The sequence below is a fragment of the Microbulbifer marinus genome (assembly GCF_900107725.1).
Lineage (GTDB): Bacteria > Pseudomonadota > Gammaproteobacteria > Pseudomonadales > Cellvibrionaceae > Microbulbifer > Microbulbifer marinus.
Genome location: NZ_FNQO01000003.1, coordinates 230,283 through 252,703, shown reverse-complemented (window position 1 = coordinate 252,703; position 22,421 = coordinate 230,283). Strand labels below are relative to the sequence as shown.

Here is a 22,421-nt window from a genome sequence, read left to right as displayed (position 1 = left end):
GGAAGTGGATGTCTGTCATGCTCCCGGATCAACGCCCCGAAGGGCGGGAGTCCCGACTGGATCTGTGGATTTCGGCGCTGCTGCTGGCGGTGCTGAGCCTTGTCTTTGTCCTGATTTGCAAGCAGTTGCTCAGTTTCAACGGCGGCAGTGCGGTTATCTGGTTTGCCGATGCCGTTGCCATCGCGTTCCTTGCCCGCCACCGCCGTCGGGACTGGCCGCTACTCGCTGGCACATTCTTTTGTGTCAATGTGTTGACCGGGCTGGCGATGGGCTTCGAGGGGAGCGTGGCGTCACTCTATACTGTGGCCGGGCTGGCGCAGGTGTTACCCGCCGCCCTGCTGCTGCAGCGCTTTTTCCCGAATGGCGGCTATTTCGACAGTCTGGAGCGCTGGGCCACCTTTATCCTTGTCTCCGCGGTGCTGCCCCCACTGGCCAGCGCCACTATCGGCACCGCTATCGCCAGCTTGCGCAGCGGTATCGATTACTCCGCAATTTTCCCCGCCTGGTACCTGGCTGACGCTGCGGGAATTCTGGTGCTATTGCCGCTGGCGTTGAACTGCAATATCGAATCGTTGCGCGGGCTGCTGGATCGCGCGTTGCTCGGCAGGTTGATGTTGGTGGCTGGCGTAGCAATTGGTGCCATATACCTGATTCTTGAGGTGGCACTGCTGCCTTTCGTATTTGTCGCGCTGCCGCTGATCTGGGTGGCAACCAGATTGCCACTCTTCCAGACCCTGGCGGTGGTTTTCAGCGTGATTCTGCTGTTGACGTTGCAGTATGTCGGCATTGATGTGCACGCAAATCCCAGTATTGTTCGCGTCCCGGGACAGCAAACCGGCAGCATGCTGATGTTGGTCATATTCGGTTCTGCAATCCCGGCCTATGTCATGGCGGTCTACACCAATATCGAGCGCAAGCGCAATGCGCGCATTGTCGAAGTGGAGAGCAGTTTCCGTGCGGCAGTGGAAAAGTCGCGCATCGGCATGGTGCTGGTCGCGCTGGACGGGACCATTCTGCGAGCCAATCGCAGTTTCTGTGATTTCCTTCAATACGACGAGGAAGAGCTCACCGGACGCAATGTAGTTGATATTACCTACACGGAAGACCAGCCCGATGCGAGGGGATTCTGTGAAGAGTTCTTCGGCCAAAAGTGCGAAGCCCCACAAATGGAAAAGCGCTATATGCGCAAGGATGGCGAGGTGGTCTGGGGCTATCTGTCCTGCTGTCTGGCCCGGGGTATCGATGGCGAACCTCTATACGCCGTGGCGCAAGTGGAGGATATCGATTGGCGCAAGCGCGGCGAACACAGTCTGCGAGAAGCGAAGGAAAGGTTGCAGGTTACCCTGTCCTCCATCGCCGATGCGGTCATTTCCACAGACGTCAATCAGCGGGTGAATTTCATGAACCCGGTCGCTGTGCAGATGACCGGTTTCACTCTTCAGCAGGCGCAAAACCAAACGATCGATGCCATTTTTCATGTCACCCAGGGTCGCGAAGGGGAGCCGCTGGCGAACCCGGTGACGGAGTGTCTGCAGGTGGGTGAAGCGGTGCGGGGCATGGAAGGTGCCGTATTGCACAGTCGCGACGGGCGCACCTATGACATCAAGCATTCCGCATCACCACTGAAAACGGAGCGCGGCGATCTGCTCGGCGCGGTGATGGTTTTCCAGGATGTCAGTGAATCGCGGCAGCTGATCCGGCAGCTGAGTTACAAGGCCTCGCACGATGACCTGACGGGCCTGCCAAACCGCGACGCCTTCAAGCGTGAGCTTCTCGACGCGATAGAAAGTGCGCGCGAGCGCAACGAGTGTCACGCACTGGCCTATATCGATCTGGATCGCTTCAAGGTGATCAACGACAGTGCCGGCCATCTCGCCGGCGATGCCCTGCTGAAAAAAATCAGCAAGTACCTGCGTGCCCTGTTGCGCAATTCCGATAGCGTTGCCCGTCTCGGCGGCGATGAGTTTGGTCTGTTGTTCCGTCACTGCAGCAAGGAGCAGGCAAAGCTTCGCTGTGAGCAGTTGATCCGGCAGATAGTGACGCTGCGTTTTCCGTGGAACGAGCGGGTTTACGACGTGGGGGCGAGTATCGGCATTACCGAGATTAACCGGCGCAACGACCGCTTGGGTGAGCTGCTCAGTCAGGCTGATGTGGCCTGCTATTCGGCCAAGCACACCAGCCGCGGCACCGTCATGCTTTACGAAATGGAGCAGAGCACCGCCGCGGAGCAGCACCGGGAAATCATCATGGCATCGGCAGTGCGCGAGGCCCTCGATGCGGGGCAGCTGACACTCTGCGCCCAGCCGATTGCCCAGAGTAGTGATACCAGCGCCATCAATCACTACGAGGTCCTGGTGCGCATGGTCGATGGTTGCGGCAACCTGGTTCTTCCTCCCGCGTTTATTCCCGCGGCGGAGCGCTACGGGTTGATGTTGCAGGTGGATCGCTGGGTGGTCGACGAGGTGCTGGTGCGCCGCGCGGCGAAGATCGATGCGGCGCAAATTCATTTTTCATTGAACCTGTCTGCCGATGCGCTGGGCGATTCCGAGTTTCAGGCCCATGTGATCAAGATCCTGGAGCAGACGCCGATACCGCTGTCGCGCATCAGCTTTGAAATCACCGAAACGGCAGTGGTCAACCAGATGGAGAGCGCCAGCCACTTCGTGGCTACCCTGCGCAGGATGGGCTGTAAGGTCGCGCTGGACGATTTTGGCAATGGCCTCAGCTCGTTCAATTACCTGAAGGCCTTTTCGATCGACTTCATCAAGATCGATGGCAGCTTCGTGCGTCAGGTGGAGTCCAATTTTGTCGACCTGATTATTGTCGAGTCGATTCACCAGGTGGCGCACCGTCTGGGTGCCAAAACCATTGCCGAATACGTGGAGGACGCCCCCACGGCCGCGCGCCTGCGCAGCATCGGTGTAGACCTGATTCAGGGATATCACGTCGGACGTCCACTGCTGTTAGAGCAGTTGCTGCTAGCCGAGGTGCAGCGTAACGAGCTGCCGCTGGCAGCAGTGAGCGATTGATCGTCGAAGACTACGGGGCCAATCCATGGATTGCCCCGCGTTTGGGAAGGTTTGTTTCTGGGAAAGGAGTGTCTCGTCGCGGTTAGCGCACGCGGCCCAGATGTCGGCCGACGATCTGCAGTAGCGGCTTGAACACCTTCGGAGTGCCGCATACCAGGTGGCCGGATTCCAGGTAGTCCTCGCCGCCGCGGAAATCGCTGATCAGGCCACCGGCTTCCTTGACCAGTAGCGCTCCGGCGGCGATATCCCAAGGGCTCAGATACATTTCCCAGAAGCCGTCAAATCGGCCGGCAGCTACATAGGCCAGGTCCAGCGCCGCCGCGCCCGGGCGGCGGATACCGGCAGTCTGGCCGGCGATTTCCTTCAGCGCCTCCAGGTAGGGATCGATATTTTCCAGGGCCGGGCCATTGAACGGCAGGCCGGTGCCGATCAGTGCGCCGCGCAGATTCTGGCGCGGGGATACGCGAATGCGGCGACCGTTCAGGGCGGCACCACGGCCGCGGCTCGCGGTGAACTCCTCGCGCTTGATCGGATCCAGCACCACAGCGTGTTCGATACGGCCGCGGTATTTGCAGGCGATCGAAACCGCGAACTGGGGGACGCCGTGAATGAAGTTGGTGGTGCCATCAAGCGGGTCGATGATCCACTCGTAATCGGGCTCCGCGCCTTCCTGCAGGCCGCTCTCTTCGGCGCGGATACTGTGTTTGGGGTAGGCCTTGCGCAGGTGGTAGATGATTTCCTGCTCGCTGGCCTTGTCCACCTCGGTGACGAAATCGTTGCGGGCCTTTTCCTCGAACTTCATCAGGTCGCCGCGCTCCCAGGCTCGTTCAATCAGTTCTCCGGCCTTGCGCGCCGCGCGCAGGGCAATATTCAGCATGGGTTCCATAACTATTCCGCACTAAGGGGTTGAAGGGATTAAAAAGCTAGTCCGCATTTACCGCAAAGCTTCGTAGCGAGGTGGTTCCAGGGTGCGTCTTGGCTGGTTTCCGTGACAGAAGAGCGCGCAGGCGTATTGGCGAATACGTTGAGCACTCCGACAGAGCGAAAAGCAGTCAGGGCGTGCACTGGAGCCGCCACAGCAGGAGCTTTGTGGTAAATGCGGACTCAACCCGGGCCGGCCGGGCGGGTGCGATTGTAGGGATTCCCGCGCATATTTGCTACACTCGCGCGCCCGCGCTCTCCCGACACCTGATATCCGGTACATTCATACAGTATGGCCAAGTCTCCTCTCGACAGCTCCCCCCTCACCGCGCTCGACAATGTGCGCGTGGTGCTGGTGAACACCGCTCACCCGGGCAATATCGGCGGCGCCGCGCGCGCGCTGAAGAATATGGGGTTGAGCCAGCTCTATCTGGTTGCGCCGCGGGAATTTCCCGCCGCCAACGCTATCTGGCGGGCCGCCGGCGCCGCCGACCTGCTGGACCGGGTGGTCGTCGTCGATACGCTGGAAGAGGCGGTGGCGGACTGTGGCCTGGTGGTCGCTACCAGTGCACGCGAGCGCCGTATCCCCTGGCCGCTGCTGACACCGCGACAGTGCGGCGAGCGGGCGGTGGCTGAGGCCTCGACCCACCCGGTGGCGCTGGTGTTCGGGCGCGAGGATCGCGGCCTGACCAACGAGGAGCTGCAGGCCTGCAATTTCCATGTGCACATCCCCGCCAACCCGGATTACAGCTCACTGAACCTGGCCACCGCGGTGCAGGTGCTGGCCTATGAAGTGCGCGTGGCGGCGCTGGAGGCGGAGAAGGGCGCGGAGTTGAGTTACGCGGACTGGGATCGTCCCCCGGCCAAGGCCAGCGATATGGAGCTCTACTTCGATCACCTGCAGCAGGCGCTGGCGCAGATCGGCTTTATCGACCCGGACAATCCGCGCCAGACGATGACCCGGCTGCGTAGACTGTTCAGTCGCGTGCGTCCCGACGATATGGAGCTGGGCATACTGCGCGGCTGGCTGACGGCGATCCAGAACTACATCCACCGCACCGGTGGCAAAGGTCGTCCGGAATAGCGGCGGCCCGGCCTCGGAAGGGAATACCTGAGTGGTATGAGGGGTTATATACTTGACTGGCCTGCTGGGTTATTCCATACTCCCGCCCCGATCGGAAAAAAGGGCTGTAGATCAGTCGGGAGCTGAGATGCGTTTGACAACCAAAGGCCGCTACGCGGTCACGGCTATGCTGGATCTGGCGTTGCACGCCGATCGCGGCCCGATCAGTCTGGCAGATATATCCAAGCGCCAGGGTATCTCCCTGTCCTACCTGGAGCAGCTGTTCTCCCGCCTGCGTCACTCCGGCCTGGTTTCCAGTGTGCGCGGCCCCGGTGGCGGTTACCGCCTGGCGCGGTCGGGCGAAGAGATTTTTGTTGCGCAGATTGTCGATGCGGTCAACGAGTCGGTTGACGCTACCAGTTGTGGCGGCAACGCGGACTGCGCCGGCGGCGAACAGTGCCTGACCCACTACCTGTGGTCGGACCTGAGCGAACAGATTCACAACTTCCTGAGCGGTATCAGCCTCGCCAACCTGGTGGCGCGGGCGGAAGTGCAGGAAGTGGCGCGCCGTCAGGATATGCGCGATGCGCCGGAAGAGCGGGTCGCGGTGATTGGCGGCCTGTAATAGCCGGGTTCGCATAGAGCCCGGTAGCGAGATTTGAAGATTTATTAAGCGGAATCGGTATGACTATGAAGCTTCCCATCTACCTGGATTACTCGGCTACCTGCCCGGTCGACCCCCGCGTCGCCGCCAAAATGGCGGAGCAGCTGACGATGGAGGGTAACTTCGGCAATCCCGCATCGCGCTCGCACCTGTTCGGCTGGAAAGCGGAAGAGGCGGTAGAGGAAGGGCGCCGCCACGTGGCGGAGCTGGTCAACGCCGACCCGCGCGAGATCGTCTGGACCAGCGGTGCGACCGAGTCCGACAACCTGGCGATCAAGGGCGCCGCCCACTTCTACCAGGGTAAGGGCAAGCACATCATTACCTCCAAGATCGAGCATAAAGCGGTGCTGGATACCTGCCGCCAGCTGGAGCGCGAGGGCTTTGAGGTGACCTACCTGAATCCCCGTGCCGACGGCATCGTTTATCCGGAACAGGTCGAGGAAGCGCTGCGCGAGGACACCATTCTGGTGAGCCTGATGCACGTCAACAACGAAATCGGCGTGGTCAACGATATCGCCGCAATCGGTGAACTGTGTCGTTCACGCAAGGTGATCTTCCATGTGGATGCGGCACAGAGCGCGGGCAAGCTGCCGATCGACCTGCAGGAGCTGAAAGTGGACCTGATGTCCTTTTCCGCCCACAAGGTTTACGGACCCAAGGGTATCGGTGCCCTGTACGTGCGCCGCAAGCCGCGCGTGCGTATCGAAGCGCAGATGCACGGTGGCGGCCATGAGCGCGGTATGCGCTCCGGCACTCTGCCGACTCACCAGATCGTCGGTATGGGCGAGGCCTTCCGCATTGCCAAAGAGGAAATGGCGGCGGAAACCGAGCGCCTGCTGTCCCTGCGCAACCGCTTCTGGGACCACATCAAGGATATGGAAGAGGTGCACATCAACGGCTCCGTGGAACAGCGCGTGGCTGGCAACCTGAATGTGAGCTTCGCCTTCGTTGAGGGCGAGAGCCTGATCATGTCCCTGAGAGATCTGGCGATTTCCTCCGGTTCGGCTTGTACGTCCGCCAGTCTGGAGCCCAGCTACGTGCTGCGAGCCCTCGGCGTCAACGACGAGCTGGCCCACAGTTCACTGCGCTTCAGCTTCGGCCGCTTTACCAGCGAGCAGGACGTGGACACCGCCGCTGCCGAAGTGCGCAAGGCTGTAGAGAAACTGCGCGAACTGTCGCCGCTTTGGGATATGTACAAAGACGGCATCGATCTGAATACCATTGAATGGGCCGCCCACTAAGCGCGAGCAAGAGTTAGGAGAATAGTCATGGCCTATAGCGATAAAGTTATCGATCACTACGAACACCCCCGCAATGTCGGCCGTATGGATGACAAAGCGGACAATGTCGGTACCGGCATGGTCGGCGCCCCCGCCTGTGGCGACGTGATGCGCCTGCAGATTCAGGTCAACGACAGCGGCGTGATCGAGGACGCCAAGTTCAAGACCTACGGCTGCGGTTCCGCCATCGCTTCCAGCTCGTTGCTGACCGAGTGGGTGAAGGGCAAGACGCTCGACGAAGCCGAGCAGATCAAGAACACCGCTATCGCCGAAGAGCTGGCGCTGCCGCCGGTGAAGATTCACTGCTCCGTATTGGCGGAGGATGCCATTAAGGCTGCGGTACGCAATATCCGTGAGAAGCGCGGTGAGCAGGCCGGTGCCGGTGATGCGAAGGAAGAAGCGACCAGTTAAGGTTATCGGGCAGTAGGGCCCGACTAAGCAGTAAAGGTATTGTTTTGGCTATTACCATGACAGAGGCGGCGCAGGCGCACATCCAGCGTCAGCTCGCCAGCCGCGGCAAAGGCATAGGTATTCGCGTCGGTGTAAAGACCGCCGGCTGCTCCGGGCTCGCCTACGTGCTGGAGTTTGTCGACGAAGCGGAGTCCGACGATGTGGTGTTCGAGCAGGGCGGCGTTAAGCTGATCGTCGACCCCAAGAGTCTCGTCTACCTGGACGGCACCGAGCTGGATTTCGTCAAGGAAGGGTTGAATGAGGGGTTTGCCTTCTCCAATCCGAATGTGAAGAACGAGTGCGGCTGCGGCGAAAGCTTTCACGTTTGAGCGGCGCTCGTCACAGCAAGGCCGGGTGCGTCGCGCACGCCGGCCTTTTTAGTATTCGGCAGCGCCGGTTCGTATCCGCCTGCCAAGGGTGATCCGATATGTCTCTGCGACAGACTTACTTCGAAATATTCGGCCTCAAGCCGGCATTTGCGCTTGATCGCGCGGCCCTGGCGGACCGCTATCGCGAACTGCAGCGAGAATTCCACCCGGATAAATACGCTGCGAAGTCTGATCGTGAGCAGCTGCTGGCCATGCAGTACGCCGCGCAGATCAATGAGGCGCACAATACCTTGCGCGATCCCGTGCTGCGTGCTGCCTATCTGCTCAAGCTTGCCGGCGTGGAGGTGAGCCCGGAGCAGACCACGGCCGATGCCGAGTTTCTGATGCAACAGATGTTGCTGCGCGAGCGCCTCGAAGAGGTGCCGTCTGAGGCCGACCCGGCCGCGGCGCTCGACGAGCTGGGCGAAGAGGTGCGCGGCCTGTACGCCGACGAGCAGAGACATTTCGCCGAAGTATTTGCCGCGGGCGATCTCGAAGCGGGCAAGGACTCCCTGCTCAAACTGCAGTTTCTAATCAAATTGCAGCGGCAGGTAGAAGAACTGGAAGAAGATTTACTGGACTGAGAATGGCATTACTGCAGATATCCGAACCGGGCCAGACGCCCGAACCCCACCAGCGTAAACGTGCGGTGGGTATCGATCTGGGCACCACCAACTCGCTGGTGGCCACAGTGCGCAGCGGTTCGGCAGAGGCCATCGCCGCGGAGGATGGCAGCGTGATACTGCCCTCTGCGGTGCACTACGCGGAAAACGCGATCACCGTCGGCGCTACGGCTCGCCACCGCGCCGGTGAGGACCCCTACAACACGCTGCTGTCGGTGAAACGCCTGATGGGCCGCGGCATTGCCGATGTGAAGAGTTTCGGCGATCAGCTGCCGTACAAGTTTGCTCAAAGCGGCAGCGGCGAGAGCGCCGACAGCGGCATGCCGGCGATTGAAACCGTCGCGGGTCCGGTGAATCCGGTGCAGGTATCCGCGGAAATCCTGAAAGAACTGGCGCGGCGTGGCCGCGAGGCGCTCGGTGGCGAGCTGGACGGTGCGGTGATCACCGTACCGGCCTATTTCGACGATGCCCAGCGTCAGGCCACCAAGGACGCCGCACAACTCGCCGGCCTCAAGGTGCTGCGCCTGCTGAACGAACCGACCGCCGCGGCAGTGGCCTACGGCCTGGACCAGGGCGAAGAGGGGACCGAGGCGGGCGACAAGATAGTCGCTGTTTACGATCTCGGCGGCGGTACCTTCGATATTTCTATCCTGCGCCTGTCCCGCGGCGTGTTTGAGGTGCTGTCCACCGGTGGCGATACGGCCCTTGGCGGCGACGACTTCGATCGCGCCATCGCCGGCTGGATGGCCGAGCAGGCAGGCCTCGGTACCGATCTGGACGTGGCGACCCAGCGCGCGTTGCTGGACAGCGCCTGCGCAGCCAAGGAATCCCTCGCCGAGCGGGAACAGGTGGCGCTCAGTCACGGCAACTGGCGCGGCACAATCGACCGCGCCGCCATGGCGGAGCTGCTGGATCCGCTGATCGACAAGACTTTGCGGGCCTGTAAGCGCGCGTTGCGCGATGCGGAATTGTCGGTCGACGACGTGCAGGAAGTGGTGTTGGTCGGTGGTTCCACCCGCACATTGCGTGTGCGCGAGCGGGTCGAGCGGTTCTTCGGCCGCGCGCCGCACGCGGATATCGACCCGGATCAGGTGGTGGCCATCGGCGCGGCGTTGCAGGCGGATGTCCTGGTCGGCAACAAGTCGCGGGACGACCTGCTGTTGCTGGATGTGATTCCGCTGTCGCTGGGTATCGAGACGATGGGCGGCCTGACGGAGAAACTGATCGCGCGTAATACCACCATCCCGGTGTCCAAGGCGCAGGAGTTCACCACCTTCAAGGACGGCCAGACCGCCATGGCGATCCATGTGGTGCAGGGCGAGCGCGAGCTGGTCAAAGACTGCCGCTCACTGGCGCGTTTCGAGCTGCGCGGCATTCCGCCGATGGTGGCCGGTGCGGCGCATATTCGCGTGACTTTCCAGGTGGATGCTGATGGCCTGCTGTCGGTGAGCGCGATGGAAAAGAGCAGTGGTGTAAGCGCCGATATCACCGTCAAGCCGTCCTATGGACTGCAGGACAAGGATATTTCGCGCATGCTGCAGGAGTCCTACGCCCACGCCGAGGAAGACATTGCCGCCCGCGCACTGCGCGAGGCGCAGGTGGAGGCCGAACGCGTGCTGGAGAGCCTGTTGGCCGCGCTGCAGGAAAACGGTGCGGAGCTGCTCGACGAGAGCGAGCTGAACGAGCTGGAGCGGGCGATGGAGGGACTGCGTCTCGCCCACAACGGTGGCGACGCCGAAGAGATCCGCAAGCGTATCGAGAAGCTAAACGATTTGTCCGAGCCCTTCGCCGCGCGACGGATGGATGTGTCCATCAAGCGCGCCATGCAGGGACACACGCTGGACGAATTTGATAACGATTAACCCGGCCACAAACCGGTCGGGCTTGTGATCCGCGCCGCATTGAGTTGCGGCTATGCATTGAGACCATAAGAGAGTCAGTGACCCATGCCGAAAATTGTGTTTTTACCCCACGCCGAAATCTGCCCCGAAGGCAAGGTGGTGGAAGTGGAGAGCGGTGTCAGCGTCTGCGACGCGGCGCTGGCGAACGGCATCGAGATAGAGCACGCCTGCGAGAAGTCGTGCGCCTGCACCACCTGTCACGTGATCGTGCGCGAGGGCTTTGATTCCCTCGGCGAGCCGGATGAGCTGGAAGAGGATCTGCTGGACAAGGCCTGGGGCCTGGAGCCGGAGTCGCGCCTGTCCTGCCAGGCGATCGTGGACGACGAAGACCTGGTAGTCGAAATCCCCAAATACACCATCAATCAGGTGTCGGAAAAACACTGACCAATTGGTCGCACTGTTGAGCAGAGGAATTGCGCAATGAAATGGACAGATATCAACGATATTGCGATAGAGCTGGTGGATGCGCACCCGGATGTCGACCCACTGACGGTCAATTTTGTCGACCTGCGCAACTGGGTCATAGAACTGCCCGGTTTCGACGACGATCCCGCCCGTTGTGGTGAAAAAATCCTCGAGGCCATCCAGGCCGCCTGGATCGAAGAGGCGGATTGAGCGGTCGCGAGAAACAGTACAAAGTTCGCGCAGTAACGCGTATAATCCGCCCGCCGCAAAAGGTGGTGCTCGTTTTTTGAGCGCTCACGTGTGGGCAATACTGGAATTCAGGGAAGAGCAACTATTCAAGTTGCTCTTTCTGTATGTAAAAACTGTTAATTTGGAGAACAACATGGCCCTGGAACGCACCCTTTCCATCATCAAGCCGGACGCGGTAGCCAAGAATGTAATCGGCGAAATTGAAAGCCGCTTCGAAAAGGCCGGCCTGCGTATCGTTGCCATGAAAATGCTGCACCTGTCCCGCGAAAAGGCCGAAGGCTTCTACGCCGAGCACAAAGAGCGTCCGTTCTTTAAAGATCTGGTTGACTTCATGACCTCCGGTCCGGTTGTCGTGCAGGTCCTGGAAGGCGAGAACGCCGTCCTGGCCAACCGCGATCTGATGGGCGCGACCAACCCGCAGGAAGCCGCTGCCGGCACCATCCGCGCCGACTTTGCCCAGAGCATCGATGCCAATGCGGTACACGGCTCTGACTCCGCCGAATCCGCCGCGCGCGAAGTAAGCTACTTCTTCGCCGACGACGAGATCTGCCCGCGCGCATAAGGCCGCATTCGCGCCGGCCCGTCCGGGTCGGCGCAACCTATCCCCCCGAGGTGACTTCATGACCCAAGCGCAAACCGAAAAAACCAACCTGCTCGGCCTGTCCGTCGACAAGCTGGCTGCGTTCTTCGAGTCGCTGGGTGAAAAGCGTTTCCGCGCCGTACAGGTATTGAAGTGGATTCACCAGAACGGGGTCGACGACTTCGACCAGATGACCAATGTCAGTAAGGCACTGCGCCAGAAACTGGCGGAAGTTGCCGAGATCCGCGCACCGGAAGTACTGGGCCAGTGGGATTCCGCTGACGGTACGCGCAAGTGGCTGATCCAGGTCGAGGGCGGCAACGCGATCGAGACCGTCTATATCCCCGATGGCGATCGCGGCACCCTGTGCGTCTCCTCCCAGGTGGGTTGCTCCCTGGATTGCAGCTTCTGTGCAACCGGCAAACAGGGCTTCAACCGCGACCTGACCGCGGCCGAGATCATTGGCCAGGTATGGATCGCCTGTAAGTCGTTCGGCCAGCTGCAGCCGAAAGGCCCGCGCAAGGTGACCAATGTGGTGATGATGGGCATGGGCGAGCCCCTGCTCAACTTCGACAACGTCGTCGACGCGATGAACCTGATGATGGAAGACAATGCCTACGGCATCTCCAAGCGAAGGGTTACGTTGTCCACCTCCGGCGTGGTGCCGGCACTGGACCGCCTGGCCGATGTTACCGATGTGAGCCTGGCGATCTCGCTGCACGCGCCCAACGACGAGCTGCGCAACGAGCTGGTGCCGATCAACAAGAAGTACCCGATTGCGATGCTGCTCGACAGCGCCAAGCGCTATATCGAGCGTATGCCCGACACCCATCGCAAGATGACCATCGAGTACACCATGATGCGGGAGGTCAACGACCGCCCGGAGCACGCCGAGCAGCTGGCCGAGCTGCTGCGCGATGTGCCTGTTAAGATAAATCTGATACCCTTCAATCCGTTCGAGTTGTCCGACTACCAGCGGGTTAGCAACAATGCTTTGCGACGCTTTCAACAGATTTTGTTGGACAAAGGCTATACGGTAACCGTGCGTACGACCCGCGGCGATGATATTGCCGCGGCCTGCGGCCAGCTGGCCGGTAGTGTCAACGATCGCACGCGTCGCTCCGAACGTTATCGCAATGCCGAGCGGCCGGTCCGCATTGTCGGCTGAACAACGCCGCCGTTATTCAACGCACTATAAAAAACACGGGTGATGTTGTGTTCGCGAAAACCCTTACCCTGCCACTGGCGGGGCTGATTGTCAGTATTTGGCTGAGTGGCTGTGTGACCACCGGTCTGCCGCCGCGCCCGGAAGTTAATCTGGAAAAGGCGCTGGAGACCCACGTACAGCTGGGGCTGCGCTACCTGCAGAGCGGCAAAAACCGCGAGTCCGCGCGCCACCATTTCAACAAGGCCCTCGAGCTGGGCAAGAAAAACCCGCTCGCTCACCATGGCCTCGCGCTGCTGTACCAGACGGACGGGGAACTGGATGTGGCCGAATCCCACTTCAAGAAGGCGCTGCGCTACGACGACAGCTTCTCCATGGCGCGCACCAACTACGGTGTCTTCCTGTACCAGCAGGAGCGTTTCGAGGAGGCGCTGGAGCAGTTTGAAAAGGCCTCCGCGGATCTCACCTACAATCGCCGCTCCTACGCGCTGGCCAACTACGGCCGCACCGCCGCCAAGCTCGGCAAGGTGGAAGAGGCGGAAAAAGCCTATACCCGCGCACTGGCGCTGAGCGCCAACCTGCCGCAGGCTTTGCTTGAGCTGGCGGAACTCAAGTTTGATGCCGGTGACTATACACAGGCAAAGCACTACCTGGACAGATACAGTGCTAACAACCGGCAGGTACCGCAGTCATTGTGGCTGGGTATCCGCATCGAGAAAGTCTTTGGCAATCGGGACAAGGAACGGAGTTACGCCCTGGCGCTGAAAAACCTTTATCCCTATTCGGCGGAAACGCTGAAGTACCAACAGATGATGGCAAATGACGGCTAACATTTCCGAAATTACACCAGAGCGCCCGCTGGAGAGCAGCGAGCAGGAACTGGATAACTCCCCCGGCAGCCAGTTGCGTCGCGCGCGGGAACAGGCTGGCCTCAGTCGCAAGGAGCTGTCCCGCCGCCTGTGCATGATCGGTAACAAACTGGAGCTGCTGGAGCGCGACGAGTACGACCGTCTGCCCGGCGCGCTCTATGTGCGCGGCTATATCCGCAACGCCTGTAAAGAGCTGGGTATCGATGCCGAGCCGGTGTTGCAGGCCTATGCCGGTTACTGCACGGCAGAAGAGACAAGCCGCGATATCGTCGCGCACGTCAGCCGCAGTACCGTGGTGCAGGAGCGCAAACGCAGCCTGAAAGGGCTGGCGCTGTTGCCACTGTTGGTGGTCGGCGGTGTCTTTTGGTGGATGAATGGCCGCGACGTGGCGCCGCCCGCGGTGTTCGCGCAGAATCCCTCATATGACGAAATGGCAGTAACGGCCCCCGTCGCCGAGGTGCAGGGCGCCGTGCTGGTGGGCGAGCAGCAATCTGATGCTGACCCTGAGCAGGCCGCAGAGGCTGTGAACCTCGCTGGCGACCAGGCATCGCTCGACGCGTCCGCAGGGGAAGAGGAATTTGCAGCGGCAGGTTCCGTCGAGCCGGCTGCTACCCAGGTCGAAGAAAGCGAGCTGCTCGCTGAACCGGTCGTCGATGAGCCGAGTGTAGAGATGGCCGCGGCAGGGGAGCCGGTTGTCGAGACCTCCGCTGCTGAGACGCCGGCTTCGGTAGTTGAGCCTGCGCCAGCGGTTGCCGAGGCGCCTGTGTCCGTGGTCGAAGCCGCGGCAGCCCCGACCGGTGCGCTGCAACTGAATTTTGCCGAAGAGGCCTGGGTAGAGGTCAAGGATGCGAGCGGCACGGTGCTGCTGGCCAAGCTGCAGGCCGCCGGCTCCGAGGTTGAGCTGACCGGGCAGCCGCCTTTCAGTCTGATGCTCGGCAACGCCAGCGGCACCGAAGTGCGCTATCGGGGCGAGCTGATCGAGAGCGACCCGGTGGGCAACCGCCGCACCCGCCGCCTGACGGTCGGCGAATAGTCTCTCTTTCCTCCCGAGGGCGCGGACCCTGTAGGTTTGCGCCCAATCTCTCTATAATCCTCCCCTCTTGTTTAGTCAGTAAAACTGCCAGGTCAACCCTATGCAATTCGAGTCACCCATCGTTCGCCGCGTGTCGCGCCAGATCATGGTGGGGAATGTGCCTGTCGGCGGTGGAGCGCCGATTTCGGTGCAGAGTATGACCAACACCGACACCTGCGATGTGGCGGCGACGGTCGGGCAGGTGCAGCGCCTGCAGCAGGCCGGCGCGGACATAGTGCGCGTCTCTGTGCCGAGCATGGATGCCGCCGAGGCCTTTGGTGAGATCAAGAAGCAGGTGACGGTGCCGCTGGTGGCGGATATCCATTTCGACTACCGCATCGCGCTGCGCGTGGCGGACCTGGGTGTCGACTGCCTGCGTATCAACCCCGGTAATATCGGCCGTGAAAAGCGCATTCGCGCGGTGGTGGATAAGGCCCGCGACCTGAATATCCCGATCCGTATCGGCGTCAACGCCGGTTCGCTGGAAAAGGACCTGCAGAAAAAATACGGCGAGCCGACCCCGGACGCATTGGTGGAGTCGGCGCTGCGCCACGTGGAGATCCTCGACAGCCTGGATTTCCAGAACTTCAAGGTAAGCGTCAAGGCCTCGGATATCTTTATGGCCACCGCCGCCTACCGCAAGCTGGCGCAGCAGATCGAACAGCCGCTGCACCTCGGCATCACCGAAGCCGGTGGCCTGCGCTCCGGTACGGTCAAATCGGCGATCGGCCTCGGTGCGCTGCTGCTGGACGGCATCGGCGATACCCTGCGCGTGTCCCTGGCCGCGGACCCGGTGGAAGAGGTGAAGGTGGGCTGGGACCTGCTGAAGAGCCTGCGCCTGCGCACCAAGGGCATTAACTTTATCGCCTGTCCGAGCTGCTCGCGGCAGAACTTCGACGTGGTGAAAACCATGAACGAGCTGGAGACGCGCCTCGAGGACATCACCACACCGCTGGATGTGGCGGTGATCGGCTGCATCGTCAATGGCCCGGGTGAAGCCAGGGAGGCGGATATCGGTCTCGCCGGCGGAACCCCCAGTCACGCCATCTATGTTGACGGCCAGCCGAACCGCAAGTTCACCAATGACAACCTGGTCGACGACCTGGAGCGCCTGATCCGTGAAAAGGCCGCGGCCAAGGAAGAGCGCGAGGCGGACATCATCGCCAAGGCGTAATTCCAGGGGACGGGGACAACACCCCGGGCCCTGATGCGAAGGCCACGATGCCGGGCGCCATTCGGGAAACATTTGCCGATCAGGCTTTTAAGCGAGTGGCGCCCGGCAGCGGGGCCGCCACAGGCTCGAACCGTAGCGCCGTTCGCAGCCCCCGATGGCGACCAAGGGCCGCTCCGATAAGATAAGTGCAGAAATTCTGGATTAAGAGTTAAGGAACACCGTTGAAACAGCTTCGCGCAATACGCGGCATGAACGATCTGCTGCCGGAACAGTCACCGGTCTGGCAGTACGTGGAATCCACCCTGAGCGAACTCTTCGCCCGCTACGGCTACAGTGAGATCCGCACTCCGTACCTGGAGGCGACCCAGCTGTTCAGCCGCGCGGTCGGTGAGGCCACCGATATCGTCGAAAAGGAGATGTACACCTTCGACGACAAGAGCGGTGACAGTGTCACCCTGCGCCCCGAGGGCACCGCCGGCACCGTGCGCGCGGCCATCCAGAACAACCTGCTGAATCAGCCGCAGCGCCTGTGGTATTTCGGCCCGATGTTCCGCTATGAGCGGCCGCAGAAGGGCCGCCTGCGTCAGTTTCACCAGTTCGGTGTCGAAGTGTTCGGCATCGAGGGGCCGGATATCGACGCGGAAATTCTGATTATGACCGCGCGCCTGTGGCGCCAGCTGGGCATTGACCAGCATGTAAAGCTGCAGCTCAACTCCCTCGGCAACTCCGCCAGCCGCGCGGCTTACCGCGATGCGCTGGTGGAATACCTGACCGCCCGTCGCGATCAGCTCGACGAAGACAGCCAGCGGCGCCTGGAGCGCAACCCGCTGCGCATTCTCGACAGCAAAAACCCCCAGACTCAGGAACTGCTGGCGGAGGCGCCCTGTCTACTGGATTTCCTCGATGAGGAATCGGCGGAGCATTTCAGTCAGTTGCGCGGGCTGCTGGATGCGGCCGGCGTCGCCTACGAGATCAATCCGAAGCTGGTGCGTGGACTCGACTACTACGGCAAGACCGTATTCGAGTGGATCACCGACAGCCTCGGCGCCCAGGGCACTGTCTGTGCCGGTGGCCGCTACGATGGCCTGGTGGAGCAGATGGGTGGCAAGCCGACCCCGGCGGTGGGCTTCGGACTCGGCGTCGAGCGCCTGGTGCTGATGCTGGAAACCCTCGCAGTACTGCCGGAGGCGCTGGACCAGCAGGTAGACGCCTATCTGGTGGCCGTGGGTGATGTACAATCGGCAGCCTTGGCCGCGGCGGAGCAGCTGCGCGACGAGCTGCCCTGGCTGCGGCTGCAGACGCACTGCGGCGGCGGCAGTTTCAAGAGCCAGATGAAGAAGGCTGACAAGAGCGGCGCCGACTATGCGCTGATCATCGGAGAGGACGAGGCCGCGGCCGCTCAGGTCACGGTGAAATTCCTGCGCGCCGAGGCGCCACAGCAAACGGTGGCACTGTCCGAGCTGGCGGCACTGCTCCAGGGCTGACAAGCTGATTGCAACAGCAGAACAATAGGCAGCGGCCGAGTCCGCTCCATTGGGAAGATTTAATAATTTACAGGAAAGGCGATTTATCGAATGGCTGACCATCTTACCGAAGAAGAACAAATAGAATCACTGAAGCGCTGGTGGGCGGAAAACGGCAAGGGCATTGTGACCGGCGTGGTGCTGGCACTGGTGGGCTACTTTGGTTACCAGTGGTGGCAGGGCGCCGAACGCGCCAAGGCGGAAGAGGCCTCCAACCTGTACCAGGGCTTTGTCGAGGCGGTGTCTGCCAATGAGGGCGCACCCGACAACAAACAGCTGACTACGGCCAAAACCATTGCCCAGCAGCTGAAGGATGATTTCGCCAAGCGCATCTACGCGAGCCAGGCCTCCCTGCGTCTGGCGGCGCTGGCAGCGGAAAACAACGATCTGGAAACTGCCGAGAAGGAACTGCAGTGGGTATTCGACAATACCGGTGAGACCGCATTGCAGCTGCTGGCCAAGCGCCGCCTGGCATCGGTTATGGCTGCGCGCGGCAAGCCGGACGAGGCGCTGCAACTGGTCGACGGCAATGTGCCCCCATCTTTCGCCGCCCTGTTTGCGGAGACCCGTGGCGACATCCTGTTGCAAAAGGGTGAGGAAGAGGCCGCACGCGCCGCTTACCAGCAGGCGCTGGCGCAACTGCTGCCGGAGCAGGCGGGCAGCGCCCAGGTGCTGCGTCTGAAGGCCGAGAGCCTGGCCGGTGCGGAGCCCTCGGCTGACGCCAGCGACGATACCAGCGAAGAGAACGCAACGCCGGCACAGGAGAGTGACGAGCAATGAAATTCCTTTCCCGCGCGACAAGCCGCGCAGTAGCCATCGCACTGGCGGTGGCACTCGCCGCCTGCGCCTCCAATGACGAGAAGGAAGATACGGACCCGGTCGAACTGGTGGACATCGATGCCAGTGTCGAGCTGAAAAAAGTCTGGTCGGCCGGTATCGGCGATATCGACGCGAAACTGTACGCGATGCTGCAGCCCGGTATTGCCGCGGGCAAGCTGGTAGCCGCCAACAGCGAGGGTGACGTATTCGCCTTCGACCGCAGCACTGGCAAGCGCCAGTGGAAGACGGATCTGGATATCGAGATCAGCGGTGGTGTCGGTGTCGGTTTGGGCATCGTGGTGGTCGCGGACTACCGCGGCCGCGTCGTGGCGCTCGACCTGAACGACGGCAAGCAATTGTGGACCTACCAGGTTTCCGGTGAAGTGGTTTCCACACCGGCGGTTGGCGCCGGCGTGGTGGTATTGCAGACCGTCGACGGCAAACTGATCGGCCTGGATGCGACCAGTGGTGAAGAGCGCTGGAGCCACAGCACCGTGCTGCCGGTCCTGACCCTGCGCGGCACTGCGTCGCCGGTGATTTCTGGTGGCGTTGTGATCGCCGGCCTCGATAACGGCAAGCTGCTTGCTCTGGACGCGCGCGACGGCGTGCCGCGCTGGGAGCAGCGCGTGGCGATTCCGCAGGGCTCCGCCGAGCTGGAGCGGGTCGTGGATATCGATGGCGCGCCGGTGGTGCGCGGCGACCTGGTGTTTGCCGCCAGTTATCAGGGGCGCGTCGTGGCCCTGTCGCGCGAAGACGGTCGCGGCCTCTGGGCGCGCGATGCCTCCACGAATCACAGCGTGGCCGTGGGCGCGGGCAATGTATACTTGAGCGATGCTGAAGGCAGTGTCTATGCCTACAATGTGGGCAATGGCCAGATCGTCTGGAGCAACAACGATCTGCTGCGCCGCCAGCTGAGCGCGCCGGCCTATTTCGGCGAAGTGGTAGTCGTCGGCGACCTGGAGGGCTACCTGCACGTAATGGATCCGGCCACTGGCACCATGATCGGCCGCGAGCGCATCGACGGCGATCCGGTGCGTATCCCAATGCTAGTGGATGGCGACCTGTTGTTCGCGTTGTCCGATGACGGCAAGCTGGTGGCCCTGCGCCTGGAGCGCCGTTAAGACAACCTGGCCGTCTTGCCGGGATCTGTTTTCCATTTTGGGGGAGAGTCCGGGGAAGAGGGCAAGGCGGGCCGCCGGTCCGCACTGAAGTAACTACCGCCCGCATCCTGCGGGCGTTCGCATTTATGGCAAAAGCGATTTTGCCTTGAGTAGACTGATTTATGCTGCCAGTAATCGCCCTCGTCGGGCGCCCGAATGTGGGCAAATCCACACTGTTTAACCGGCTTACCAAGAGCCGTGACGCCCTGGTGGCCAACTACGCCGGTCTGACCCGCGACCGCAAGTACGGCGAGGCCGAGATCGACGGCCACAAGGTGATCCTGGTCGACACCGGCGGTATCAGCGGTGGCGAAGAGGGGATAGACGCGGCCATGGCGCAGCAGTCGATGCAGGCCATCGAAGAGGCCGATGTCGTGTTGTTCCTGGTGGACTGCCGCGCGGGACTGACGCCGGCCGACCAGATGATTGCCGACCAGCTGCGCACGCGCTCCAAGCCGACTTTGCTGGTGGCCAACAAGGTCGACGGCGTCAACCCGGATATCGCACTGGCGCCCTTCTATGAGCTGGGTATCGGCGAGCTCTTCCCCACCACCGCCACCCACGGCCGCGGCGTGCGCACCCTGATGCAGCGCGTGGTCGAGGACCTGCCCGAGCAGGCCGAGCCGGTGGAAGAGGAAGAGGCCAAGGGTATCAAGATCGCCATCGTCGGCCGACCCAATGTCGGCAAGTCGACGCTGGTCAACCGGCTGCTGGGTGAGGATCGCGTGGTGGTCTACGACCAGCCGGGCACCACCCGCGACAGTGTCTATATCAATTACGAGCGCGACGACAAACCCTACACGCTGATCGACACCGCCGGCATCCGCCGGCGCAAGAACATCAAGGAGTCGGTGGAGAAATTCTCCATCGTCAAAACGCTGCAGGCGGTGGAAGACGCTAACGTGGTGGTGCTGGTCATCGATGCCCGCGAGGGGCTGGTGGACCAGGACATGCACCTGATGGGCAGTGTTATCCAGGCCGGCCGCGCGCTGGTGGTGGCGCTGAACAAATGGGACGGGCTCGAAGCCGATCACCGCGAATATGTGAAAGCGGAACTGGAGCGGCGTCTGCGCTTCGTTGACTTCGCGGATATCCATTTTATCTCCGCGCTGCACGGCACCGGTGTCGGCAATCTGTACCAGTCCATCGAGTCGGCTTACCAGAGCGCGACCGACAAGTTGTCCACCAATCACCTGACGCGTATCCTGCAGTGGGCAGTGAGTGAACACCAGCCTCCGCTGGTGCACGGACACCGGATCAAGCTGCGCTATGCCCATGCCGGTGGCCAGAACCCGCCGGTGATCGTGATTCACGGCAACCAGACCGAGCAGGTGCCGGCGCACTATGTGCGCTACCTGGAAAAAACTTTCCGCAAGGCGCTGGATCTGCATGGTACGCCGGTCAAGATCGAGTTCCGTACCGGCACCAACCCCTATGCGGATAAAAAGAACAAACTGACCGATCGCCAGAAGGCCAAGAAGCGCCGCCTGATGAAGTTTGTTAAAAAGAAAAAATAGAGATAGAGGTTTCGACGAGAATTTCCCCCGGCGCGCAGCAATAACAAGCGAGCGCCCGCTTCCGCACGCGGAAGAAATGGGGATACGGCAACGACGGCTACAAAGGAGAATGCCATGCTGGACCTGAAAAACTCTTCGCTGCTGGTCAAACAGTCTTACGTAGGCGGCAAGTGGATAGACGCCGATTCCGGCGAGACTTTCGATGTCACCAATCCTGCCACCGGCGAAGTCATAGCCAGCATCGCCAATCTGGGTGCGGCGGAAACCCGCCGCGCCATCGAGGCGGCCAGCGAGGCCTGGCCCGCCTGGCGCGATGCCACCGTCAAGGAGCGCGCGAAGATCCTGCGACGCTGGTATGACCTGATCATCGACAATGCCGACGACCTGGCAAAGATTCTCACCGCCGAACAGGGCAAGCCGCTCTCCGAAGCCAAGACCGAGATCGTCTACGGCGCCAACTATATCGAGTGGTTCTCCGAAGAGGCCAAGCGCGTTTACGGCGATGTCATTGCGCCGCCGTCCAATGACAAGCGCATCGTCGTGATCAAGCAGTCGGTCGGTGTTACCTGCTCCATCACGCCGTGGAATTTTCCCAGCGCGATGATCGCGCGCAAGATGGCCCCGGCACTGGCCGCCGGCTGTCCCTTCATTGCCAAACCCGCGTCGGAAACACCGCTTTCAGCACTGGCACTGGCGGTGCTGGCAGAAGAAGCCGGCATCCCTGCCGGGGTGTTCAATGTGGTGGCCGGCAAGAGCTCGCGCGAGATTGGCGAGGAGATGACGGGCAACCCGCTGGTGCGCAAGTTCACCTTCACCGGTTCCACCGCCGTCGGCAAAAAATTGCAGGCCCAGTGCGCCGAGACCATCAAGAAGGCGTCGATGGAGCTGGGCGGCAATGCGCCGTTTATTGTGTTCGACGACGCGGATATCGATGAAGCGGTCAAAGGCGCGATCATCTGTAAATACCGCAACGCCGGCCAGACCTGTGTCTGCGCCAACCGCATTTTCGTGCAGGAAGGTATTTACGACGCGTTTGCGAAGAAATTCACCGAAGCCGTCAACGCGCTGAAGATGGGTAACGGCGCGGAAGAGGGCACCGATGTCGGTCCACTGATCACCGGCAAGGCGGTAACCGGCGTACAGGAGCTGGTGGACGACGCGCTGCAGAAAGGCGCCAAGCCGGTCGTCAGTGGCGGTCCCAGCGACATGGGCGAGTGCTTCTATGCACCGACGGTACTGACCGACGTCAACGACGATATGCGCCTGTTCAAGGAAGAGATTTTTGGTCCGGTCGCGCCGCTGTTCAAGTTCTCCACCGAGGAGGACGTGGTCCGCATGGCCAACGATACCGAATTCGGCCTCGCTTCCTATTTCTACTCCCGCGATATCGGCCGCATCTGGCGTGTCGCCGAGAAGCTGGAGTACGGCATGGTCGGCATCAACGAGGGCATCATCTCCAACGAGATGGCTCCCTTTGGCGGCGTCAAGGAATCCGGCCAGGGCCGCGAGGGTTCCAAGTACGGTATCGACGACTACCTGGAAATTAAGTACCTCTGCCTCGGCGGTATCGATAAATAAATCTGCTACTC

Annotated in this window: 21 protein-coding genes; 20 read left to right on the top strand and 1 reads right to left on the bottom strand. The window is 61.5% G+C overall.

Annotated elements, in window-relative coordinates; translation table 11 throughout:
- Window positions 1-8 precede the first annotated feature (8 nt).
- Window positions 9-3,029, top strand: a complete 3,021-nt coding sequence (locus BLW36_RS13080) for an EAL domain-containing protein (RefSeq protein WP_091389322.1) — start codon at window positions 9-11, stop codon at window positions 3,027-3,029.
- Window positions 3,030-3,111: 82 nt separating this feature from the next.
- On the opposite strand, the gene BLW36_RS13075 is transcribed toward BLW36_RS13080, so the two are convergent.
- Window positions 3,112-3,915: an inositol monophosphatase family protein gene (locus BLW36_RS13075; RefSeq protein WP_091389319.1), complete on the bottom strand. Its 804-nt coding sequence runs from the start codon at window positions 3,913-3,915 to the stop codon at window positions 3,112-3,114.
- 327 nt (window positions 3,916-4,242) lie between these two features.
- On the opposite strand from BLW36_RS13075, the gene trmJ reads away from it, so the two are divergent.
- The 19 genes from trmJ to BLW36_RS12980 all read left to right on the top strand — a co-directional run bounded on the left by trmJ (window position 4,243) and on the right by BLW36_RS12980 (window position 22,410).
- Window positions 4,243-5,034, top strand: coding sequence for a tRNA (cytosine(32)/uridine(32)-2'-O)-methyltransferase TrmJ (gene trmJ / locus BLW36_RS13070; RefSeq protein WP_091389316.1), 792 nt, complete (start codon window positions 4,243-4,245; stop codon window positions 5,032-5,034).
- 127 nt (window positions 5,035-5,161) lie between these two features.
- Entirely contained in the window at window positions 5,162-5,638 is a 477-nt protein-coding gene (gene iscR / locus BLW36_RS13065) for a Fe-S cluster assembly transcriptional regulator IscR (RefSeq protein WP_091389313.1), read from the top strand.
- Between the two features lie 65 nt (window positions 5,639-5,703).
- Entirely contained in the window at window positions 5,704-6,918 is a 1,215-nt protein-coding gene (locus BLW36_RS13060; RefSeq protein WP_091389310.1) for an IscS subfamily cysteine desulfurase, read from the top strand.
- A 27-nt stretch (window positions 6,919-6,945) separates the two neighbouring features.
- Entirely contained in the window at window positions 6,946-7,368 is a 423-nt protein-coding gene (gene iscU, locus BLW36_RS13055) for a Fe-S cluster assembly scaffold IscU (RefSeq protein WP_091389307.1), read from the top strand.
- A 44-nt stretch (window positions 7,369-7,412) separates the two neighbouring features.
- Window positions 7,413-7,736: an iron-sulfur cluster assembly protein IscA gene (iscA, locus tag BLW36_RS13050; protein ID WP_091389304.1), complete on the top strand. Its 324-nt coding sequence runs from the start codon at window positions 7,413-7,415 to the stop codon at window positions 7,734-7,736.
- Between the two features lie 98 nt (window positions 7,737-7,834).
- Window positions 7,835-8,359 carry a Fe-S protein assembly co-chaperone HscB gene (gene hscB / locus BLW36_RS13045; protein WP_091389300.1) on the top strand — a complete coding sequence of 175 codons (525 nt, stop codon included), beginning with the start codon at window positions 7,835-7,837 and terminating at the stop codon, window positions 8,357-8,359.
- Between the two features lie 2 nt (window positions 8,360-8,361).
- A complete protein-coding gene (gene hscA, locus BLW36_RS13040) occupies window positions 8,362-10,260 on the top strand; it encodes a Fe-S protein assembly chaperone HscA (protein ID WP_091389297.1) in 1,899 nt (632 codons plus the stop codon).
- A gap of 84 nt (window positions 10,261-10,344) precedes the next feature.
- Window positions 10,345-10,683, top strand: coding sequence for an ISC system 2Fe-2S type ferredoxin (fdx, locus tag BLW36_RS13035; RefSeq protein WP_073274967.1), 339 nt, complete (start codon window positions 10,345-10,347; stop codon window positions 10,681-10,683).
- A 36-nt stretch (window positions 10,684-10,719) separates the two neighbouring features.
- Window positions 10,720-10,914: a Fe-S cluster assembly protein IscX gene (iscX, locus tag BLW36_RS13030; protein ID WP_091389294.1), complete on the top strand. Its 195-nt coding sequence runs from the start codon at window positions 10,720-10,722 to the stop codon at window positions 10,912-10,914.
- A 172-nt stretch (window positions 10,915-11,086) separates the two neighbouring features.
- Complete coding sequence (gene ndk, locus BLW36_RS13025; protein ID WP_091390250.1) at window positions 11,087-11,515, top strand: nucleoside-diphosphate kinase; 429 nt, start codon at window positions 11,087-11,089, stop codon at window positions 11,513-11,515.
- Window positions 11,516-11,573: 58 nt separating this feature from the next.
- Complete coding sequence (gene rlmN / locus BLW36_RS13020; RefSeq protein ID WP_091389291.1) at window positions 11,574-12,701, top strand: dual-specificity RNA methyltransferase RlmN; 1,128 nt, start codon at window positions 11,574-11,576, stop codon at window positions 12,699-12,701.
- A gap of 47 nt (window positions 12,702-12,748) precedes the next feature.
- A complete protein-coding gene (gene pilW, locus BLW36_RS13015; protein WP_244506256.1) occupies window positions 12,749-13,528 on the top strand; it encodes a type IV pilus biogenesis/stability protein PilW in 780 nt (259 codons plus the stop codon).
- Window positions 13,518-14,600 (top strand): RodZ domain-containing protein, encoded by a 1,083-nt coding sequence (locus BLW36_RS13010; RefSeq protein WP_091389286.1) that lies wholly within the window; start codon window positions 13,518-13,520, stop codon window positions 14,598-14,600. The genes pilW and BLW36_RS13010 overlap by 11 nt, the downstream gene beginning before the upstream one ends.
- A 100-nt stretch (window positions 14,601-14,700) precedes the next feature.
- Window positions 14,701-15,813, top strand: a complete 1,113-nt coding sequence (ispG, locus tag BLW36_RS13005; RefSeq protein WP_091389284.1) for a flavodoxin-dependent (E)-4-hydroxy-3-methylbut-2-enyl-diphosphate synthase — start codon at window positions 14,701-14,703, stop codon at window positions 15,811-15,813.
- Between the two features lie 221 nt (window positions 15,814-16,034).
- Window positions 16,035-17,297 carry a histidine--tRNA ligase gene (gene hisS, locus BLW36_RS13000; RefSeq protein ID WP_091389281.1) on the top strand — a complete coding sequence of 421 codons (1,263 nt, stop codon included), beginning with the start codon at window positions 16,035-16,037 and terminating at the stop codon, window positions 17,295-17,297.
- A gap of 90 nt (window positions 17,298-17,387) precedes the next feature.
- Entirely contained in the window at window positions 17,388-18,116 is a 729-nt protein-coding gene (locus tag BLW36_RS12995) for a YfgM family protein (RefSeq protein ID WP_091389277.1), read from the top strand.
- Window positions 18,113-19,276 carry an outer membrane protein assembly factor BamB gene (gene bamB / locus BLW36_RS12990; RefSeq protein ID WP_091389274.1) on the top strand — a complete coding sequence of 388 codons (1,164 nt, stop codon included), beginning with the start codon at window positions 18,113-18,115 and terminating at the stop codon, window positions 19,274-19,276. The genes BLW36_RS12995 and bamB overlap by 4 nt, the downstream gene beginning before the upstream one ends.
- Window positions 19,277-19,437: 161 nt before the next feature.
- Complete coding sequence (gene der, locus BLW36_RS12985; RefSeq protein WP_091389270.1) at window positions 19,438-20,832, top strand: ribosome biogenesis GTPase Der; 1,395 nt, start codon at window positions 19,438-19,440, stop codon at window positions 20,830-20,832.
- Window positions 20,833-20,946: 114 nt separating this feature from the next.
- Window positions 20,947-22,410 carry an NAD-dependent succinate-semialdehyde dehydrogenase gene (locus BLW36_RS12980; RefSeq protein ID WP_091389268.1) on the top strand — a complete coding sequence of 488 codons (1,464 nt, stop codon included), beginning with the start codon at window positions 20,947-20,949 and terminating at the stop codon, window positions 22,408-22,410.
- The last annotated feature ends 11 nt before the right edge of the window (window positions 22,411-22,421 follow it).

Excerpts from the sequence above, each read along its gene's own strand:
- BLW36_RS13060 (WP_091389310.1), top strand. The coding sequence starts at position 5,704 with ATGAAGCTTCCCATCTACCTGGATTACTCGGCTACCTGCCCGGTCGAC.
- fdx (WP_073274967.1), top strand. The coding sequence starts at position 10,345 with ATGCCGAAAATTGTGTTTTTACCCCACGCCGAAATCTGCCCCGAAGGC.
- ispG (WP_091389284.1), top strand. The coding sequence starts at position 14,701 with ATGCAATTCGAGTCACCCATCGTTCGCCGCGTGTCGCGCCAGATCATG.
- der (WP_091389270.1), top strand. The coding sequence starts at position 19,438 with ATGCTGCCAGTAATCGCCCTCGTCGGGCGCCCGAATGTGGGCAAATCC.
- iscX (WP_091389294.1), top strand. The coding sequence starts at position 10,720 with ATGAAATGGACAGATATCAACGATATTGCGATAGAGCTGGTGGATGCG.
- hscB (WP_091389300.1), top strand. The coding sequence starts at position 7,835 with ATGTCTCTGCGACAGACTTACTTCGAAATATTCGGCCTCAAGCCGGCA.
- iscU (WP_091389307.1), top strand. The coding sequence starts at position 6,946 with ATGGCCTATAGCGATAAAGTTATCGATCACTACGAACACCCCCGCAAT.
- BLW36_RS13080 (WP_091389322.1), top strand. The coding sequence starts at position 9 with ATGTCTGTCATGCTCCCGGATCAACGCCCCGAAGGGCGGGAGTCCCGA.
- rlmN (WP_091389291.1), top strand. The coding sequence starts at position 11,574 with ATGACCCAAGCGCAAACCGAAAAAACCAACCTGCTCGGCCTGTCCGTC.
- BLW36_RS12980 (WP_091389268.1), top strand. The coding sequence starts at position 20,947 with ATGCTGGACCTGAAAAACTCTTCGCTGCTGGTCAAACAGTCTTACGTA.
- iscR (WP_091389313.1), top strand. The coding sequence starts at position 5,162 with ATGCGTTTGACAACCAAAGGCCGCTACGCGGTCACGGCTATGCTGGAT.
- BLW36_RS13075 (WP_091389319.1), bottom strand. The coding sequence starts at position 3,915 with ATGGAACCCATGCTGAATATTGCCCTGCGCGCGGCGCGCAAGGCCGGA.
- trmJ (WP_091389316.1), top strand. The coding sequence starts at position 4,243 with ATGGCCAAGTCTCCTCTCGACAGCTCCCCCCTCACCGCGCTCGACAAT.
- bamB (WP_091389274.1), top strand. The coding sequence starts at position 18,113 with ATGAAATTCCTTTCCCGCGCGACAAGCCGCGCAGTAGCCATCGCACTG.
- ndk (WP_091390250.1), top strand. The coding sequence starts at position 11,087 with ATGGCCCTGGAACGCACCCTTTCCATCATCAAGCCGGACGCGGTAGCC.
- BLW36_RS12995 (WP_091389277.1), top strand. The coding sequence starts at position 17,388 with ATGGCTGACCATCTTACCGAAGAAGAACAAATAGAATCACTGAAGCGC.
- BLW36_RS13010 (WP_091389286.1), top strand. The coding sequence starts at position 13,518 with ATGACGGCTAACATTTCCGAAATTACACCAGAGCGCCCGCTGGAGAGC.
- hscA (WP_091389297.1), top strand. The coding sequence starts at position 8,362 with ATGGCATTACTGCAGATATCCGAACCGGGCCAGACGCCCGAACCCCAC.